This is a genomic window from Rhizobium sp. NPDC090275, from assembly GCF_044772225.1.
Classification (GTDB): domain Bacteria; phylum Pseudomonadota; class Alphaproteobacteria; order Rhizobiales; family Rhizobiaceae; genus Rhizobium.
Genome location: NZ_JBIVYL010000002.1, coordinates 619436 through 633719 on the forward strand (window position 1 = coordinate 619436; position 14284 = coordinate 633719).

At 61.8% G+C, this 14284-nt stretch carries 14 protein-coding genes; 7 read left to right on the forward strand and 7 right to left on the reverse strand.

What is annotated here, in order from left to right; all coding sequences use genetic code 11:
• The first annotated feature begins 28 nt into the window (after nucleotides 1-28).
• The 3 genes from glmU to ACIQUB_RS07410 all read left to right on the forward strand — a co-directional run bounded on the left by glmU (nucleotide 29) and on the right by ACIQUB_RS07410 (nucleotide 4145).
• On the forward strand, nucleotides 29-1390 hold the full coding sequence (glmU, locus tag ACIQUB_RS07400; RefSeq protein ID WP_113235785.1) for a bifunctional UDP-N-acetylglucosamine diphosphorylase/glucosamine-1-phosphate N-acetyltransferase GlmU: 1362 nt from the start codon (nucleotides 29-31) through the stop codon (nucleotides 1388-1390).
• Between the two features lie 108 nt (nucleotides 1391-1498).
• On the forward strand, nucleotides 1499-3325 hold the full coding sequence (glmS, locus tag ACIQUB_RS07405) for a glutamine--fructose-6-phosphate transaminase (isomerizing) (protein WP_113235784.1): 1827 nt from the start codon (nucleotides 1499-1501) through the stop codon (nucleotides 3323-3325).
• Between the two features lie 115 nt (nucleotides 3326-3440).
• Complete coding sequence (locus ACIQUB_RS07410) at nucleotides 3441-4145, forward strand: DUF502 domain-containing protein (protein ID WP_112945635.1); 705 nt, start codon at nucleotides 3441-3443, stop codon at nucleotides 4143-4145.
• 10 nt (nucleotides 4146-4155) lie between these two features.
• Here ACIQUB_RS07410 and ACIQUB_RS07415 read toward each other — a convergent pair whose 3' ends face one another.
• The gene (locus ACIQUB_RS07415) at nucleotides 4156-4650 is read right to left on the reverse strand and encodes a peptide deformylase (RefSeq protein ID WP_113235783.1); all 495 of its coding nucleotides are present in this window, start codon (nucleotides 4648-4650) and stop codon (nucleotides 4156-4158) included.
• Between the two features lie 168 nt (nucleotides 4651-4818).
• On the opposite strand from ACIQUB_RS07415, the gene mgtE reads away from it, so the two are divergent.
• Together mgtE and ACIQUB_RS07425 are read left to right on the forward strand one after the other, a co-directional pair.
• A complete protein-coding gene (gene mgtE / locus ACIQUB_RS07420; RefSeq protein WP_113235782.1) occupies nucleotides 4819-6231 on the forward strand; it encodes a magnesium transporter in 1413 nt (470 codons plus the stop codon).
• A gap of 77 nt (nucleotides 6232-6308) precedes the next feature.
• Nucleotides 6309-6701 carry a MerR family DNA-binding transcriptional regulator gene (locus ACIQUB_RS07425; protein ID WP_018899930.1) on the forward strand — a complete coding sequence of 131 codons (393 nt, stop codon included), beginning with the start codon at nucleotides 6309-6311 and terminating at the stop codon, nucleotides 6699-6701.
• Between the two features lie 16 nt (nucleotides 6702-6717).
• Here ACIQUB_RS07425 and ACIQUB_RS07430 read toward each other — a convergent pair whose 3' ends face one another.
• Both ACIQUB_RS07430 and ACIQUB_RS07435 read right to left on the reverse strand, forming a co-directional pair.
• Nucleotides 6718-7704, reverse strand: coding sequence for a heparan-alpha-glucosaminide N-acetyltransferase domain-containing protein (locus ACIQUB_RS07430; RefSeq protein ID WP_113235781.1), 987 nt, complete (start codon nucleotides 7702-7704; stop codon nucleotides 6718-6720).
• A complete protein-coding gene (locus tag ACIQUB_RS07435; RefSeq protein ID WP_113235851.1) occupies nucleotides 7705-8469 on the reverse strand; it encodes a DUF599 domain-containing protein in 765 nt (254 codons plus the stop codon).
• Nucleotides 8470-8657: 188 nt separating this feature from the next.
• Between ACIQUB_RS07435 and ACIQUB_RS07440 the strand changes: the two genes are divergently transcribed.
• Both ACIQUB_RS07440 and ACIQUB_RS07445 read left to right on the forward strand, forming a co-directional pair.
• The gene (locus tag ACIQUB_RS07440) at nucleotides 8658-10064 is read left to right on the forward strand and encodes an L-serine ammonia-lyase (RefSeq protein WP_113235780.1); all 1407 of its coding nucleotides are present in this window, start codon (nucleotides 8658-8660) and stop codon (nucleotides 10062-10064) included.
• Between the two features lie 124 nt (nucleotides 10065-10188).
• Nucleotides 10189-10626, forward strand: coding sequence for a DUF1489 family protein (locus tag ACIQUB_RS07445; RefSeq protein WP_026283272.1), 438 nt, complete (start codon nucleotides 10189-10191; stop codon nucleotides 10624-10626).
• A gap of 40 nt (nucleotides 10627-10666) precedes the next feature.
• Here ACIQUB_RS07445 and ACIQUB_RS07450 read toward each other — a convergent pair whose 3' ends face one another.
• From ACIQUB_RS07450 to ACIQUB_RS07465, 4 genes are all read right to left on the reverse strand, one after another.
• The gene (locus ACIQUB_RS07450; RefSeq protein ID WP_113235779.1) at nucleotides 10667-10945 is read right to left on the reverse strand and encodes a hypothetical protein; all 279 of its coding nucleotides are present in this window, start codon (nucleotides 10943-10945) and stop codon (nucleotides 10667-10669) included.
• 115 nt (nucleotides 10946-11060) lie between these two features.
• Nucleotides 11061-12503: a serine hydrolase gene (locus tag ACIQUB_RS07455; RefSeq protein ID WP_113235778.1), complete on the reverse strand. Its 1443-nt coding sequence runs from the start codon at nucleotides 12501-12503 to the stop codon at nucleotides 11061-11063.
• 139 nt (nucleotides 12504-12642) lie between these two features.
• Nucleotides 12643-13395 carry a hypothetical protein gene (locus ACIQUB_RS07460; protein ID WP_402929095.1) on the reverse strand — a complete coding sequence of 251 codons (753 nt, stop codon included), beginning with the start codon at nucleotides 13393-13395 and terminating at the stop codon, nucleotides 12643-12645.
• Nucleotides 13396-13645: 250 nt separating this feature from the next.
• Nucleotides 13646-14251, reverse strand: coding sequence for a transglutaminase-like cysteine peptidase (locus tag ACIQUB_RS07465; RefSeq protein WP_113235776.1), 606 nt, complete (start codon nucleotides 14249-14251; stop codon nucleotides 13646-13648).
• Nucleotides 14252-14284: the final 33 nt, after the last annotated feature.

A 14284-nucleotide genomic window follows, 5' to 3' on the forward strand; every position in this document is an offset into this window, starting at 1 on the left:
GCCTGTAACGGATTCTTGGGAGCAGACCATGGAACGCACTTGTCTTGCCGTCATTCTCGCCGCGGGTGACAGCACGCGAATGAAATCGTCGAAGTCGAAGGTTCTCCACCCGGTGGCCAACCGCCCGATGATCGCCCATGTCGTCGAAGCCGTGGCCAAGACCGATATCGGCGCCGTGGCACTCGTGGTCGGCCGCGATGCCGACGAGGTTGCCAAGGCTGCTGCTGTCGGCGGTGTCGAGATCGAAGCCTATCTCCAGAAGGAACGCCTGGGCACTGGCCACGCCGTTCTCGCAGCCTGCGAGGCGATTGCGCGTGGCTATGACGATGTGATCGTAACCTACGGCGACGTTCCCCTGCAGACAGAAGCGCCGCTGAAGGCAGCACGCCAGGCGCTGGCGGATGGCAGCGATATCGTCGTCATCGGTTTCCACACCGACAGGCCGACCGGCTACGGCCGTTTGCTGGTGAAGGACGGCGACCTCATCGCCATCCGCGAGGAAAAGGATGCAACCGACGCCGAGCGCGCCGTCACCTGGTGCAACAGCGGTCTGATGGCCATCAACGGCCGCAAGGCCTTGGAGCTTCTGGCGCTGATCGGCAACAGCAATGCCAAGGGCGAGTATTATCTGACCGATCTCGTCGAGATCGCCCGCTCGCAGGGCGGCCGCGTCACCGCGGTCGATGCCCCCGAAGTCGAAATGACCGGCACCAACAACCGCGCCGAACTCGCCGTCATCGAGCGGCTCTGGCAGGAGCGCCGTCGCCACGAGTTGATGATCTCGGGCGTCACCATGATTGCCCCCGAAACCGTCTTCTTGTCCTACGACACCGTCATCGGCCAGGATGCATTGATCGAGCCGAATGTCGTCTTCGGCCCGGGCGTGGTGATCGATGGCGGCGCCATCATCCATGCCTTCTCGCATATCGAGGGCGCGCATGTCAGCGCCGGCGCGACGGTCGGCCCGTTCGCGCGCCTGCGGCCGGGTGCGGATCTCGCCGAAGGATCGAAGGTCGGCAATTTCTGCGAGGTGAAGAACGGCAAGGTGGGCGAGGGCGCCAAGGTCAACCATCTGACCTATATCGGCGACGCCCGCATCGGCGCCGGCGCCAATATCGGCGCGGGCACGATCACCTGCAACTATGACGGCGTCAACAAGAGCGAAACGATCATCGGCGCAAACGCTTTCGTCGGATCGAACTCCTCGCTGGTGGCGCCCGTAAGCATCGGCGACAACGCCTATATCGCGTCGGGCAGCGTCATTACCAATGACGTTCCGGCGGACGCGCTTGCCTTCGGGCGCGCGCGCCAGGAGATCAAGCCCGGCCGCGCCAAGATCCTGCGCGAACTGGCGCTTGCGAAGAAAGCCGCCAAGAAGGCGAAAGGCTGATTGTCTTCGTAACGCGCGGTCACCGAAAGTGACCGGCCGGCCGATTGAGTAAAAAGTGAAAATTGTTACGACTGCCTGCAATTGATTGCTGGCTCTGGGGATTTCTTTATGTGTGGTATTGTTGGTATCGTTGGTAACAGCCCTGTGGCGGTGCGTCTGGTAGATGCGCTGAAGCGGCTCGAATATCGCGGTTATGATTCCGCCGGCGTCGCCACCATCCACGATGGCGCGATGGACCGCCGCCGCGCCGAAGGCAAACTCTTCAATCTCGAAAAGCGCCTCGATAGCGAGCCGCTGCCCGGCACGACCGGCATCGCGCACACCCGCTGGGCAACGCATGGCGTTCCGAACGAAACCAACGCCCACCCGCATTTCGTCAAGGGCGTCGCTGTCGTTCACAACGGCATCATCGAGAACTTCTCCGAACTGCGCGACGAACTGACCGCCGAAGGCGCCGTGTTCGAAACGCAGACCGACACCGAAGTCGTGGCGCATCTTGTCGCCAAGTATCTCGGTGAGGGCCTCGAGCCGCGCGCAGCAATGATGAAGATGCTGAACCGCGTCACCGGCGCCTATGCGCTGGCCGTCATGCTGCAGAAGGACCCCGACACGATCATGGCGGCGCGCTCCGGCCCGCCGCTCGCTGTCGGCTACGGCAAGGGCGAGATGTTCCTGGGCTCGGATGCGATCGCGCTGTCGCCCTTCACCAGCGAGATCACCTATCTCGTCGACGGCGACTGGGCGGTTCTGACCAAGGACGGCGCGACCATTCTCGATTTCGACGGCAACGAAGTCTCGCGTCCACGCCAGATCTCGCAGACCACTGCCTATGTCGTCGACAAGGGCAACCACCGCCATTTCATGGAAAAGGAAATCTACGAGCAGCCGGAGGTCATCTCCCACGCGCTCAGCCAGTATGTGGATTTCGCCAGCAATACGATCAGCGCCAACGCGGCGGCGATCGATTTCAAGTCGGTGACGGGTGTCGCCATCTCCGCCTGCGGTACCGCCTATCTCGCCGGTCTCGTCGGCAAATACTGGTTCGAGCGCTATGCGCGCCTGCCTGTCGAGATCGACGTTGCCTCCGAGTTCCGCTACCGCGAAATGCCACTGTCGCCGACGCAGGCGGCACTCTTCATCTCGCAGTCGGGCGAAACCGCCGATACGCTGGCCTCGTTGCGTTACTGCAAGGACAACGGCCTGAAGATCGGCGCCGTCGTCAACGTCAAGGAATCGACGATCGCCCGTGAATCGGACGCGATCTTCCCGATCATGGCAGGCCCAGAAATCGGCGTCGCCTCCACCAAGGCGTTCACCTGCCAGCTCGCCGTTCTGGCATCGCTGGCATTGGGCGCTGGCAAGGCGAGGGGCACGATCGGTCCGGATCAGGAAAAGGAGTTGGTGCGCCATCTCGCCGAGATGCCGCGCATCATGAGCCGCGTGCTCAACGCCATCCAGCCGCAGATGGAAACCCTGTCGCGCGAGCTGTCGAAGTGCAAGGACGTGCTCTATCTCGGCCGCGGCACCAGCTATCCGCTCGCCATGGAAGGTGCGCTGAAGCTCAAGGAAATCTCCTACATCCACGCAGAAGGCTATGCGGCCGGCGAATTGAAGCATGGCCCGATCGCGCTGATCGACGAGAACATGCCCGTCATCGTCATCGCGCCCTACGACCGATTCTTCGAAAAGACCGTGTCGAACATGCAGGAAGTGGCTGCCCGCGGCGGCCGCATCATCTTCATCACCGATGAAGCGGGCGCCGCCCACTCCAAGCTGCCGACCATGGCGACGATCGTTCTTCCCAATGTCGACGAGATTATCGCGCCGATGATCTTCTCGCTGCCGATCCAGCTTCTAGCCTATCATACGGCGGTCTTCATGGGCACCGATGTGGATCAGCCGCGCAATCTCGCCAAGTCGGTCACGGTCGAGTGAGGCCGTCCGACCGAGACTTGTGCGGCGCGGCGAATTCTGGCAGTTTTTGGCACGGAAAGCACGGGGGCACTGATTTCCGATCGCAGCTAAACTCAACGGAGTTCGTCGGCATACGATGACGGAAAAACTGCCCCGATTGTCGGTCGCGTCGCGCATCAGAAACAACTTTCTGGCGGGCATTATCATCTGCGCGCCGATCGCCATCACGCTGTGGCTGACATGGTCGGTGGTGCGCTGGGCCGATAGCTGGGTGAAACCCTATCTGCCGGCACGCTACGACCCCGACAACTATCTGAACTTCGCCGTTCCTGGCTCCGGCCTGCTGATCGGCCTGATCATCATCACCATCATCGGCTTTCTCGGCAAGAACCTGATCGGCCAGCAGATCGTGATGTTCAGCGAGTCGCTCGTGCGCCGCGTGCCGCTGGTGCGCGTCATCTACAAGAGCGTCAAGCAGATCTTCGAGACGGTGCTCAAGGAGCGCAGCAACTCCTTCAAGAAAGTCGGGTTGATCGAGTATCCGAGCCAGGGCCTCTGGGCGATGGTCTTCATCGCGACGGATGCGAAGGGCGAGATTGCCTCGAAGTTCAACGCCATGGGCCACGACATGGTCAGCGTCTTCCTGCCGCCGACCCCGGTGCCGACGGCGGGCTTCCTGATCTTCGTGCCGCGCGAGAAGATCGTCTTGCTCGACATGTCGCCGGAAGACGCCGCGAAGCTTCTGATTTCGGGTGGTCTCGTGACCCCGGAAGAACTGGCCTCGCAGATCGCCGCCCCTGAGCCTGCACGCAAGCCGCTGCCCGCGCCGGTCGAGATGTAATCCAGCCGGCTCAGCCGCCGGCCTTCTCCCACTTCTTCACCAGCCGGTCTCGCTTCAGCTTCGATAGGCGCTGCAGCCAGAAAATCCCGTCGAGCTGGTCGATCTCGTGCTGGATGCAGATGGCGAGAAAGCCTTCGGCATCCTCCTCGTGGGTATTGCCATCGACATCCTGATAGCGAAACCGGATCGCGTTCGGCCGGATCACCTCGTCGGTCGACCCAGGCATCGAGACGCTGCCCTCTGTATTGCGGCTAGTGTCCTCGGATGCGCTGATGATCTCCGGGTTGACGTAAACCCGCACCCCATCCGCGCGGCTGAGCTCGATGACGGTTACGCGCTCGAACACGCCGATATGCGCCGCCGTGATGCCGACACCCGGGGCCGCGCGCATCGTGTCGAGGAGGTCGGCGACAAGCGTGCGCAATGTCTCGTCGAAGGTTGTCACCGGTGCGCAAGGCGTTTTGAAACCGGGGTGCGGGAAGCGTAGAATGGGGCGGACGGTCACGAAAACCTCTCCTGATTTCAGATGCGCCGAAACTATCTTCCGACTGGCGAATTGTCATCCGTATGAACGGTTTAACGCTGGACGTTCCCATGTCTTTCGGCTAGCACGGGTTGAATTCCGGCGTATCGAAGCGTTCTAAACTTCGAAAGAGATGCGAGGGCGGCAAAGATGACGAACGACGCAGAAGAGCTCGTCCGCACGCGTCCTGAGGACAGCGAAGCCGACCTCTACGACGAGAACGGAAACGTCCGCAGCGACTTCCTGGCGCTTGTCGGCGCGGCCATCGCCGACCGCGATACGATCTTCCTCAGACAGCACGTCGCACGCCTGCACGAATCGGAACTGGGCGATCTGCTGGAATCGATCCAGCCCGATCAGCGCTTAGCACTCGTTCGCCTGCTCGGCGACCAGTTCGACATGACGGCGCTGACCGAGGTCGACGAGGCGATCCGCCGCGAGATTGTCGACCAGATGCCGAACGAGCAAATCGCGGCCGCGATCGGCGAGCTCGATTCGGACGACGCCGTCTACATTCTGGAAGATCTCGACCAGGAAGACCGCGACGAGATCCTGGCGCAGCTGCCCTTCACCGAGCGCGTTCGCCTGCGCCGGGCGCTCGATTATCCCGAGAGCTCCGCCGGCCGCCGCATGCAGACGGAGTTCGTCGCCGTGCCGCCGTTCTGGACGGTTGGCCAGACGATCGACTACATGCGCGACGAGGAGAACCTGCCGGATTCCTTCTCGCAAATCTTCGTCATCGATCCGACGTTCAAGCTGCTCGGCGCCATCGATCTCGACAAGATCCTGCGCACCAAGCGGCAGAACAAGATCGAAACGATCATGCGCGAGACCAACCACCCGATCCCGGCCGAAATGGACCAGGAGGAGGCGGCGCAGCTCTTCGAGCAATACGACCTTCTCTCCGCCGCCGTCGTCGACGAGAACGACCGTTTGGTCGGCGTGCTCACCATCGATGACGTGGTCGACGTCATCCACGAAGAAGCCGACGAGGACATCAAGCGCCTCGGTGGTGTCGGCGACGAGGAGCTGTCGGACAACGTCTTCTCGACGGTGAAGTCCCGCTTCCTGTGGCTGGTGATCAATCTAGGCACGGCGCTCCTGTCAGCCAGTGTCATCGGCCTGTTCGACGGTTCGATCGAGAAGATGATCGCGCTCGCCGTGCTTATGCCGATCGTCGCCTCCATGGGCGGCAATGCCGGTACGCAGACCATGACCGTGACCGTTCGCGCGCTCGCGACCGGCGATCTCGATATCTACAACGCCGGCCGCGTCATCCGAAGGGAAGTGGCGGTCGGTCTTGCCAATGGCGCCATGTTCTCGGTGATCATGGGCACCATCGCGGCCACCTGGTTTCATGACTACCAGCTCGGCTTCGTCATCGGCGCGGCCATGATCATCAATCTCTTCGCCGCCGCCGTCGCCGGCATTCTTTTGCCGTTGTTGCTCGATAAGGTCGGTGCCGATCCCGCTATCGCCTCGTCGGTTTTCGTGACCACGGTCACCGATTGCACCGGCTTCTTCGCTTTTCTGGGGATCGCCACCTGGTGGTTTGGAATATAGGCAACTCGCAACCGGGTTGCACAAATTGACTATTACGTAAAAGTCAATATTATGGGTTCCTGAATATCGAGGGATCCATGCCGGTTAGCAAATATTACAGCATCACGGAGTTGACGCGCGAATTCGGAGTTTCGACGCGCACACTTCGATTTTATGAAGACGAAGGCCTCATTCACCCGGAGCGTCGTGGCCGCACGCGGCTGTTTCGCCCGACCGACCGGCGCCTGATCCAGGAGATCCTGCGCGGTCGCCGCATCGGCTTCACCATCGCCGAAATTCGTGAGATCATTCAGGTCTACAAGGAGCCGCCGGGCGAGCTCGGACAGCTCAAGCTGCTGATGAAGCGCGTCGATGAGAAGCGCGAGGACCTGCGCCAGAAGCGTAAGGATATCGACGACACGTTGGCCGAACTCGACAATATCGAAGAATCCTGCCTCGGCCGCCTCGCAGAAATCGGCGTAGGTACCTGATCAGCCAATGCGCCCCTTATTGGGGCGCTGCGCTGCATTCGCTGGCAAGGCTGAGGATGCGACCATCATCGGCTTTGACCTCGCCGGATTGGAACGGCGTGAACAGCTTCTGTTCCTGCAGTTTATCAAGCGTGCACTGGCAGAAGCTGCGGCACAACGCTTCGCCTTCCTGCAGGCTGCAGGACGTGTTGCATTGCTGCAGGTAGGTCTGAACGGGATCGGGTTTGGCCGGCGGCACGATATAGGCCAGGGCAAATGCAATCGAGATCAGAACCGGCTGGTGGATCAGGTAGAAGGCGAGGCTGTGCCGGCCCAGTCGTGCAAGCAGGCTCGATCCAGTCCCTAGACCGGCGAGCTTCGCCGGCAGCTTGGTGCGCAAAGCGATCGCAGCACTCGTCAGCCCAAGCAGAAACGGCACCATCCAAGGAAACAGCGGAACGTAGTCGTTGGAGCGCTGCGGCATCTCGGCGAAGCCGATCCAGGCGAGGTAGCGCGGGTCGAAGAACGGCGAACGCAGGATGCCCGGCGAGACCCACGTATCGGCGATCCAGCCAGCGACCGCCACGATGGCAACGGCGACGATCGCGGGCAGGGGCAGCCGCAACAGCAGCACGCCGACCACGCTCAGCACGGCGATGCAGTGCAGGATCCCGAAGAAGATCCATTCTCCCGGCATGAAGAAATAGGTTGCCAAGGAAATGGCCGCCGACGCGGCGGCGATCATCGCGAACCGCTTCCAAAACGAATTCCAGCGCGTCTCCGGCGTATTGGCGAGCACGAGGCTGACGCCGACGATGAACAGGAAGGTTGAGGCGATGGCGCGGGCATAGAGTTTCAGCCAGCCGGTCTCGGCGGTGCCCGGCGTGAGATAGCCGACGAACTCCATGTCCCAGGTGAAATGATAAGTCGCCATCGCGATCAGTGCCGCGCCACGCAGCGTGTCGAGCAGGCCGATGCGCGGCGGCTTTGGCGCCGCTGCGGTCTCCGTCGCCGGAACAGTCATTCACAATCCCCCAGGTGAGTCGTTTCCGTCGGCCGACGGATTGCTGCGGGGAATAGGAGAAAGGTGGAGATTTGATGACGGTTCGCGATCCATGATCGCCAGCCGCGCCTCCGAGAAGAACTGCCGACGCGTCAGGACGACGATGACGATCGTGGTCGTCGCCATGAAGACGTAAGGGTTGATGAACCAGCCGAGATAGCCGATCGACAGGAAGATTGCCCTGAGCCCCTCGTTGAAATGACCGCCGGCGATGATGTTCATGCGGATGACGCGCTCGGCCGCCCGTTCCGCTGCCAGAACGTCGTTTTCCGTGTCGCGCATCATCGGGATGCCGCCGAACAGGATGGTGCAGTAGTTGAACAGGCGATAGGACCAGCCGAATTTGAAGAAGGCATAGCCGAATAGCGCGGCCAAGCCGCCGACCTTCATCTCGAACACCGCGTGGCCGCTGTGCAGCACCAGCGGCAGATCGGCGAACACCGCATCGACCTTTTCCGTCGCGCCGAGCAGCGCGAAGCAGCTGCCGACCGCGAAGATCGACGTGGAGGCGAAGAAGGCCGTGCCGTTCTGCAGCCCTGCCATGATCTGTGTGTCGATCATCTTCAGGTCGCGGCGCAGCGAATTGTAGATCCATTCGCGTCTACGCTCGATCATCGCATGCGTGAGACTGGTGCGGCCGAAGAGACTGGCACTGCGCAGGAGACGCGCATAGCCGAACCACATGAGCGCGAAGAAGCACAGGGCGATGTAATCTGGTGTCGTCATCATTATATTGATTCAGTCCCTCTCCACGCGCCCACTCTATAGATAGAAGCGCTGACCGCAACAACGGGCGGAAGTGGAACCTTTCACAGGATGATGTCGCACGCGTGAAATGCTATGTCGGTGGACCGAACGGATCGCAGGCCGCGCTGGCGTAGCTTGATTAAGTAAATTCTCAACAGGACGCACCCATGTTCCTTTCTGTTTTCGACGTATTCAAGATCGGCGTCGGCCCTTCCAGTTCTCACACGATGGGGCCGATGACGGCGGCGAACCGCTTTCTCGATCTGATTCTGTCGGATGAATGGCCGCGCCCGTCTTCGGGTGCCAATGTCGCGGCGATCAAGGTCAGCCTGCACGGCTCGCTCGCCCACACCGGTATCGGCCACGGGACGGGCAGGGCCGTCATCCTCGGCCTGATGGGTGAGCAGCCTGACAGCGTCGATCCCGACCAGATGGACGGCATCATCGACAAGGTCGAGCGCTCCGGCCGTATTACTCCACCTGGGCATCCCGCTTACCAGTTCCAGCCGAAGACCGATCTGGTGTTCGACAAGAAGCAGCCGCTTCCGGGCCATGCCAACGGCATGTCGTTCTCCGCCTTCGACAAGGACGGCCGGATGCTCGTGCGCCGCATCTATTATTCCGTCGGCGGCGGCTTCGTCGTGACCGACACGGAACTGGAGACGATGCGCGCCAAGAAGAAGATGCCGTCTGATGGCGTCAGGGTGCCGTATCCCTTCTCCACCGCCAAGCAGATGCTCGACATGGCGGCGCGCTCCGGCATTTCGATCGCACAGATGAAGCGCGCCAACGAGGAAAGCCAGCGCAGCCGTGAGGAGCTCGACGAGGGCCTCGACCGGATTTGGGAAGCGATGCGCTCCTGCATCGAGCGTGGTCTCAAGGTCGACGGAATCATGCCGGGTGGCCTCAATGTCCGCCGCCGCGCTCGCTCGATTCACGACAAGCTGCAGGAAGAGTGGCGCAGCAACCGCATCAATCCGCTGCTCGCCAACGACTGGCTGAGCGTCTACGCCATGGCGGTCAACGAGGAGAACGCGGCTGGCGGCCGCGTGGTGACCGCGCCGACCAATGGTGCGGCCGGCGTCATCCCGGCAACGATCCGCTACTACGAGCACTTTCACGACGATTGGGACCAGAACGGCATCCGCGATTACCTGCTGACGGCAGCGGCCGTCGGCGGCATCATCAAGCACAACGCCTCGATCTCGGGCGCCGAGGTCGGCTGTCAGGGCGAAGTCGGCTCGGCTGCCGCGATGGCCGCCGCCGGTCTCGCCGCCGTCATGGGCGGCACGCCTGAGCAGATCGAGAACGCGGCCGAGATCGCGCTGGAACACCATCTCGGCATGAGCTGCGATCCCGTCGCCGGTCTGGTGCAGGTCCCCTGCATCGAGCGCAACGCGCTGGGCGCCGTGAAGGCTGTGACAGCCGCATCGCTCGCGATCAAGGGTGATGGCCGCCACTTCGTGCCGCTCGACGCCTGTATCGAGACCATGCGCCAGACCGGTTACGACATGAGCGAGAAGTACAAGGAAACCTCGACCGGCGGCCTCGCGGTCAACGTCGTGGAGTGTTGATAGGTCGGGCCGGCTATCGCGGTCTGGACGGCGTATCACACTGTGATTGGAAAACCGGCGGCGATGGGCCGCCGGCGCGTTCAAGCCGCTTGACGCTGCCGCGCAAAAGGATTTGAACGGCGGTATGGCATTGCATCTTATCAAACTCTGCGTCGGCGCCGACTCGATCGACGACTTGCGCGAATGGGTGGCCGAACGTTCCTTGAGGGCGATCGCGGCCGGCATGGAACCACACTCCGTCCACACGACCCGAATGGTCCCGAAGCGCGTTGAAGAGCTGCTTGACGGCGGCTCACTGTATTGGGTGATCAAGGGGCAGGTTCAGGCGCGGCAGAAGCTGCTCGATATTCAAAGCTTTACCGATGGCGAGGGCATTGGCCGCTGCCATCTGGTGCTCGGTCCCGAGGTCATCGAAACGGCGGTACAGCCGAAGCGGGCCTTCCAAGGATGGCGTTATTATCCGGAAGAGGATCGCCCGCGTGATCTCGATACGCTCGGCGAGGGTGTCGCCGAGATGCCTGCCGATCTGCGCCGCGAGCTCTCCGAACTCGGCCTTCTCTGACGTAACGAATTACGTCAGAGGAAGACCCGTTCGTTTCGGCTCAGCGGAGCCGCATCGTCACCGGCGCCCGGCCTTCCGGGTTGGTGACGTGAAGATGGATACTGGCTTCGGGCTGCGAGTAACGCCAGGCGCGCGCGCCGTGCGACAAGAGCAGATTGATCAGGTCCTTGGTCTTGGCTGTCTTCGCCTTCGTCCGCGGCATGCCAATCTCGGCAAGACGCATCGCCGCTTCGTGAAGCGGATGCAGAACCGAGCGCGGATTCTTGCCAGTCAACCGACCTTCGGCCGGAAATTCCGGAACATTCTCGTTGATCGCCATAATTATCCCCGTACGCAATACAAATCAGGTCTAGGAAGGCCGGCCCTGTCGCGAACACCGATCAAGGCCGAATTCCGCGCCGCCGCCTGAACACCATAGGCGGCGGTCGTTTTCATCACTGGGCGGATGCCCAGCACTTCACGCCGGCACGCTTCAGCGAGTTGCAGGCGTTGACGGCTTGCTTCTGGTCATCGAAGCCACCGAAACGTGCGCGATAGCTGCCGGCATAGGCGACGGCGAAAGGCTTGGCGGAACGCAGTGCCTTGCCGCCCTTGGTCTTGGCGCCGTCGAGAAGGTCCATTGCAGCTTCGCGGCTGGCCGAGACGCCGATCTGCACGACCCAGCCTTCCGGCTGCGCCTGCTTGGTGGATGCGGTCGTGACGTTGTCGACCGAGGTATCACCCTGTTCCGGCGGGACGTAGGCGGTGGTCGGCGTGGGAACCGGCGCGGCAGCGGCCTGCTTGATCGGCTGCGTCTTCACCTTCGTCGGCTGCGGCATTTCCTGCAGAAGCGGATTGTCGGACTTGGACGACGACGTGCCGGCATAGGCGACCTGCGCCGAGGCAACCTCGGTGCGGCTGACCGGCAGCGGATGCGTCGGCGGCAGTTCCGCCACTTCCTGCTTGGCAACAGTCACCGGAATGACGGTTTCGGACGAAATCTTCGGCGCCTGGGCAACCAGCGCAGATCCGCCGCGGGTCGAAGCTTTCGGCAGGTACGACGCAATCAGGTTGCGCATCTGGGTGTCGCGGGCAGGCGTGGAGGCGCCACCGAGCACGACGCCGACGATCGACTTGCCGTCAACCTGAACCGAGCTCACGAGATTGAAACCGGCAGCGCGTGTGTAACCGGTCTTGATGCCGTCAACGCCGCGCACCGAACCGACGAGGCGGTTATGGCTGCGGATGATACGGTTGCCGAACTTGAAGCTCTGCGTGGAGAAATAGCCGTAATACTGCGGGAAATGCTGGCGCAGCGCGATGCCGAGACGGGCCTGGTCGCGCGCCGTGGTCATCTGCGCGGTGTTCGGCAGGCCGTTGGCATTGCGGTAGGTAGTGCGCGTCATGCCGAGCGCATGCGCCTTCGCAGTCATGATCTGCGCGAAACGGTCTTCCGAACCGCCGAGCAGTTCGCCAAGCGCGGTCGAGGCGTCGTTGGCGGAAAGCGTCACGAGGCCGAGAATGGCCTGCTCGACCGAAATCGTGGCGCCCGGGCGAACGCCGAGCTTGGTCGGCGCCTGACCGGATGCGTGAGCGGAGAAGGGAACGGCGCTATCGAGACGGATGCGGCCCTGCTCGAGCGCTTCGAACGTCAGATAGAGCGTCATCATCTTGGTCAGCGAGGCCGGATACTGCAAGCGATCGGCGTTTTCGCTGTAGAGAACGTTGCCGGTATTGGCGTCGACGACGATGCCGGCATACTTCGAGTTGGCAGCTTCCGCGTCGGAATTGACCGTATCCAGACCGAGCAAACCGACTGCCATGGACAGCGCAACGATCGCCTTGATCAGGAAATTGCTGGAGCGGGACGGGGAAGCGGAAGAAGCTGACCTTGACACTATTTCACTCTTTGCTTGGCTTGCAGTTTAGAAGAATCGGGACCGCGCTTCGCCCGCACGATCAACCTCGTCGAAGGTAGCTCTTCGGGGTTACCAATCCGTTTATGATTAATCGTTTGTTTCACCGTTTCGGACCATTCTACCGAGATGTCGCGGAACGGTTCACAAGGCGCGTTTCCACAAATTGGGCAATAGCGGCATCAATATGTTCCCACTCCGCCAAATGACGGCTGGAGAAGCGGTAGAGCACACTTAAATCGCGCCCGACCTTGATATCGCGCTGGCAATCGCCGCTGGTGGTCAGCTCCGGGCTCGCCGGCAGCAGGCAGCGCACGACGTAGTCGGGACCACCCTTGCGCGGCGCCGTCAGCAGCACTTCGTCGCCATATCCGGTATCGGCCCGAAGCTTGTGAAGCGTCATTCCATTGGCGAATGGCTGTGGGGTCGGGTCGATCAGATGCGAGTAGATCGGCTCGTAACGCCCCGACATGTCGCGCGACATGGTCGCCTGCGTTACCTGCAGGAAAATCAGGTCCGGGGACTTGGCGATATCGTCGAAGCGATCACGGTTTTCGCTCGAATAGCCCTGCATTTGCGGCCAAGCGAGATAGAGGTCCGCGCGCTCGGTGGTGCCGCTATGCCGCTGGCTGGGAAAGCGAATCGTGTTTTCCTGGAGTTGCAGCGTGTCCTGGCCGATCGTCAGCGTCACCGGCGCGGTGCTGTCGGTATTTCCGGCGAGCGAGACGCGCGCGCCAAACCATCGGCCGCCAACGCTGATGGCAACGGTGAGCACCGCCAGAAGCGCAATGACAATGGTTGTGCGGATGAGAAAGTCAGTCGACAGGAGAGGGGATTCCTCGACCTCTGTGGAGCTCTGAATGGCCTGGCGCATGACGGCTTTCGGATATCTGACCGTCGCAGGAAAAACGTGAGCCGCCGGTGTCGCTGATCTATGGCGCGATGATCGGGCTTGTGTGGTTAATTAAGCGTTAACCGAGGGCGTCGGACTCATGCCGATGGCCCATAAAAAGCGAGCCGCTCCTGGGACAGCAGGAGCGGCTCTTGAGACGCCGGTCTGGACGTGCATGCGGGGACGGGACCAGGCGCCTTGCTTGCCCACCGGATTGCTCCGGCGGATGGAATTACTTGACGCTGCCGACAGCCACGGCGCGGCCGTCCTGAAGCTTGACCCAGCGGGTCGGATCGCTGGACGACTGGCGCTTCAGAAAGGTGTACTCGGTATCGGCCCAGAGCATGACCTTGTTGCGCATGTTGTCGAGAATGAAGTCGCCGCGATCGGTGCGAACGGTCAGCACGGCATGGCCATCGCCATTCGGCTGCAGCACGACGGTCATCAGGAGGTTCGACGGCGAGAAGCCGGCTTCGATCAGCATCTTGCGCTTCAGAAGCGCGTAGTCTTCGCAGTCGCCTGCAGTCTTCGGATAGGCCCAGCGTTCTTCGACGCCGTAAATCTCCATGTCGGTCATCGGCGTGATCTCCGAGTTGACCTGGTAGTTGATCTTCAGGATCGTCTTCCAGCTGTCTTCGGTCAGCACCATCGTGCCCTGGTCGCCGGCCGCGTTCTTGCAGTCCTCGGGAATTTCCTTGCAGAACTGGTAGGCGCCGATCGGCGGGCTGGTGTTGCCGAGAACGGTCATGCTCTGGTAGCCGGCCTGTCCGACGCCTGCCATCGACATGAGCATCGCAGCAGCGGCGAGGCCGCCCTTGATGAAGTTTGTTATCGTCATTTGTATGTCCCCGTTTGTGTGGAGACATTGCCA